The 279-nt window shown below is 61.3% G+C and carries 1 protein-coding gene; it reads left to right on the forward strand.

All coding sequences use genetic code 11. From position 1 onward, the window contains the following. A partial coding sequence (locus SB765_RS29155) for an aminotransferase class I/II-fold pyridoxal phosphate-dependent enzyme (protein ID WP_410932423.1) occupies positions 1-279 on the forward strand: 279 nt, incomplete at both ends.

Genomic DNA, 279 nt, shown 5'->3' on the forward strand with positions numbered 1-279 from the left:
GTACGACGGCGTATTCGGCATGTGGTACGGCAAAGGCCCGGGCGTCGACCGCACCGGCGACGTGATCACCGATGATGAGCTGATGCAGCTCGATGCGCTGGCACAGCAGCATGACGTGCCGCTGCTGATCGACAATGCCTATGGCGTGCCGTTCCCCGGCATCATCTTCAGCGAGGTGCGCCCGCTGTGGAACCCCAATATCATTCTCTGCATGAGTCTGTCGAAGCTCGGCCTGCCGGGTGCGCGTTGCGGCATCATTATCGCTGACGAGAAGACCAT

The organism is Pseudomonas sp. SIMBA_067 (assembly GCF_046534675.1).
Taxonomy (GTDB): domain Bacteria; phylum Pseudomonadota; class Gammaproteobacteria; order Pseudomonadales; family Pseudomonadaceae; genus Aquipseudomonas; species Aquipseudomonas putida.